This is a genomic window from Streptomyces sp. SID5910 (assembly GCF_009862125.1).
Classification (GTDB): domain Bacteria; phylum Actinomycetota; class Actinomycetes; order Streptomycetales; family Streptomycetaceae; genus Streptomyces.
Genome location: NZ_WWHX01000238.1, coordinates 1 through 2,616 on the forward strand (window position 1 = coordinate 1; position 2,616 = coordinate 2,616).

The following is a 2,616-nucleotide window of genomic DNA, read 5'->3' on the forward strand; positions in this document are numbered from 1 at the left end:
TCGCGCAGTTCCCCGCGCCCCTGACGGGGCGCCTATGCCGTGCGGCGGATCAAAGCGAGGTACATCGCGTCCGTGCCGTGGAGGTGGGGCCAGAGTTGGATGTCGGGGCCGTCGCCCAGGTCGGGGACGTCGGGGAGGAGGGGGCGGGCGTCGATGAGCTCGGTGTCCGGGTGCTGCTTGAGGACGTCGGCGACGACCGCGCGGGTCTCCGCGAGGTGCGGTGAGCAGGTCGCGTAGCCGACGACGCCGCCCACCCGTACCGCCTCCAGGGCGCTGCGCAGCAGCCCGCGCTGGAGCGGGGCGAAGCCGTCCAGGTCCTCCGGGCGGCGGCGCCAGCGCGCCTCGGGACGGCGGCGCAGGGCGCCGAGGCCGGTGCAGGGCACGTCGACCAGGACGCGGTCGAAGCTGCCGGGCCGCCACGCCGGGCGGGTCCCGTCGGCGGCGATCACCTGGTACGGCCCCGGATTGCCGTCCAGGGCCTTGGCCACGAGCCCGGCCCGGTGCGGCTGCTTCTCGGAGGCGAGCAGGAAGGCGCCCCGCTCCGCCGCCAGGGCGCCGAGGAGCGCCGCCTTGCCGCCGGGCCCCGCGCAGCCGTCCAGCCAGCGCCGGTCGGGCCCGTCCAGGGGCGCGTTGGCCAGGGCGAGCGCGACGAGCTGGCTGCCCTCGTCCTGCACACCGGCCCGGTTCTCCCGTACGGCCTCGACGGCCCCGGGCTCGCCGCCCTCGCTCAGCCGCACCGCGTACGGCGACCAGCGCCCCGGCACGGCGGCCTCCTCGTCCAGCAGCTCCTCGGCCGTGGCCCGGCCGGGTCGGGCGACGAGGGTGACCTCGGGGCGCTCGTTGTCGGCGGCCAGCAGCTCCTCGATGCCGGCCCGGCCGCCGCCGAGGGAGTCCCACAGCGCGGAGACGACCCAGCGCGGGTGCGAGTGCACGACGGCGAGGTGGTCCTCGGGGTCCTCGTCGTAGGGCGGCGCGACCCGCTCCAGCCAGCCGTCGAGGTCGTCCTGCGCGACCTTGCGCAGCACGGCGTTGACGAACTTGGCCCGTCCGTCGCCCAGCACCACGCGCGCCAGCTCCACGGAGGCGGACACGGCGGCGTGGGTCGGGATGCGCGTCCCGAGCAGCTGGTGCACGCCGAGGCTCAGCACGTCCAGCACGGGCGGGTCGACCTCGCGCAGCGGCCGGTCCACGCACGCGGCGATGATCGCGTCGTAGGTCCCCTGCCGGCGCAGCGTCCCGTACACCAGCTCGGTCGCGAGCGCCGCGTCCCGGGCGTCGAAGTCGTCCTTCTCGCGGGCCTTGCGCAGCAGCGGCGGCAGGACGAGGTTGGCGTACGCGTCCCGTTCGTCCACGGCCCTGAGCGCCTCGAAGGCGAGGATGCGGACGGGGTCCTTCTGGGGCCTGCGGTACGGCTTGCCGGACTTGCGGGGACGACGAGGCTGCTCGCTCACGAAAAAGGTGCTCCGGGTGTGGGGTGAAGTGCGCTCACCAGCGTACGCCGGGCCGGTGAGCGGTGCTGCGGAGGTGCAGGTCAGCCGCCGAGCAGCTCGCCCTCGGCGATCCGCGCCCCGCGCGCCCAGTCCGCGGCTCGCATCGGCTTCTTGCCCTGTGCCTGCACCCACACCAGCTCGACGGCGTAGGAGCCGGTGCCGACGTACACGTTGTTCTTGCCGGCCGCGAGCTGCCCGGGGGCGAGGTCGGTGCGGTCGGGCACGGGCACGGCCTGCACGAGCTTGAGGCGCTCGCCGCGGAAGGTGGTCCAGGCGCCGGGGGCGGGGGTGCAGCCGCGCACCACCCGGTCCACGCGCAGCGCCGGTGCGTTCCAGTCGATCCGGGCGTCCTCGACGGTGATCTTCGGGGCGAGGGTGACGCCGTCGGCGGGCTGCGGCACGGCCTTCAGGCTGCCGTCCTCGATGCCGTCCATGGTGGCGGCGAGCAGTCCGGCGCCGGCGAAGGCGAGCCGGGTCAGCAGGTCGCCGCTGGTGTCGGTGGGGCGGACGGTCTCGGTGACCGTGCCGTAGACGGGGCCGGAGTCCAGGCCCTCCTCGATGAGGAAGGTGGACGCCCCGGTGATTTCGTCCCCCGCCATCAGCGCGTGCTGCACGGGCGCGGCGCCGCGCCACGCGGGCAGCAGCGAGAAGTGCAGGTTGACCCAGCCCTGGGCGGGCACGTCCAGCGCCACGCGGGGCAGCAGGGCGCCGTAGGCGACGACGGGGCAGCAGTCGGGGGCGATCTCGCGCAGCCGCTCCAGGAACTCGGGGTCGCGGGGCTTCGCGGGCTTGAGCACCTCGATCCCGGCCTCCTCCGCCCGCTCGGCCACGGGAGAGGCGACCAGCCGGCGCCCGCGCCCGGCCGGAGCGTCGGGCCGCGTGACGACGGCGGCCACCTCGTGACGCTCGGAGGCGATCAGGGCGTCCAGGGCGGGAACGGCGACCTCGGGGGTACCGGCGAAGACCAGCTTCATGGGTGGGACGGGCCTCTCGGGCGGGGGCGGTTGCGGGCGACGCACCAGTCTACGAGCCCGACACCCACGGCCGGCCGCCGACGGCGATCAACCCCCACGGGAGAGCTCAGCCCCTTGATCGACGGCGAACGGGTGGTGCGCGGGTGGGAGAC

Annotated in this window: 2 protein-coding genes; both read right to left on the reverse strand. The window is 75.6% G+C overall.

The window, feature by feature from the left end; all coding sequences use genetic code 11:
- Nucleotides 1-32: 32 nt before the first annotated feature.
- Entirely contained in the window at nt 33-1,451 is a 1,419-nt protein-coding gene (locus tag GTW67_RS08595; RefSeq protein WP_161164215.1) for a transcription antitermination factor NusB, read from the reverse strand.
- An 80-nt stretch (nt 1,452-1,531) separates the two neighbouring features.
- Nucleotides 1,532-2,464 (reverse strand): methionyl-tRNA formyltransferase, encoded by a 933-nt coding sequence (gene fmt, locus GTW67_RS08600; protein WP_161164216.1) that lies wholly within the window; start codon nt 2,462-2,464, stop codon nt 1,532-1,534.
- Between the last annotated feature and the right edge of the window lie 152 nt (nt 2,465-2,616).

Coding starts and splice junctions, on each gene's coding strand:
- fmt (WP_161164216.1), bottom strand. CDS start 2,464: ATGAAGCTGGTCTTCGCCGGTACCCCCGAGGTCGCCGTTCCCGCCCTG.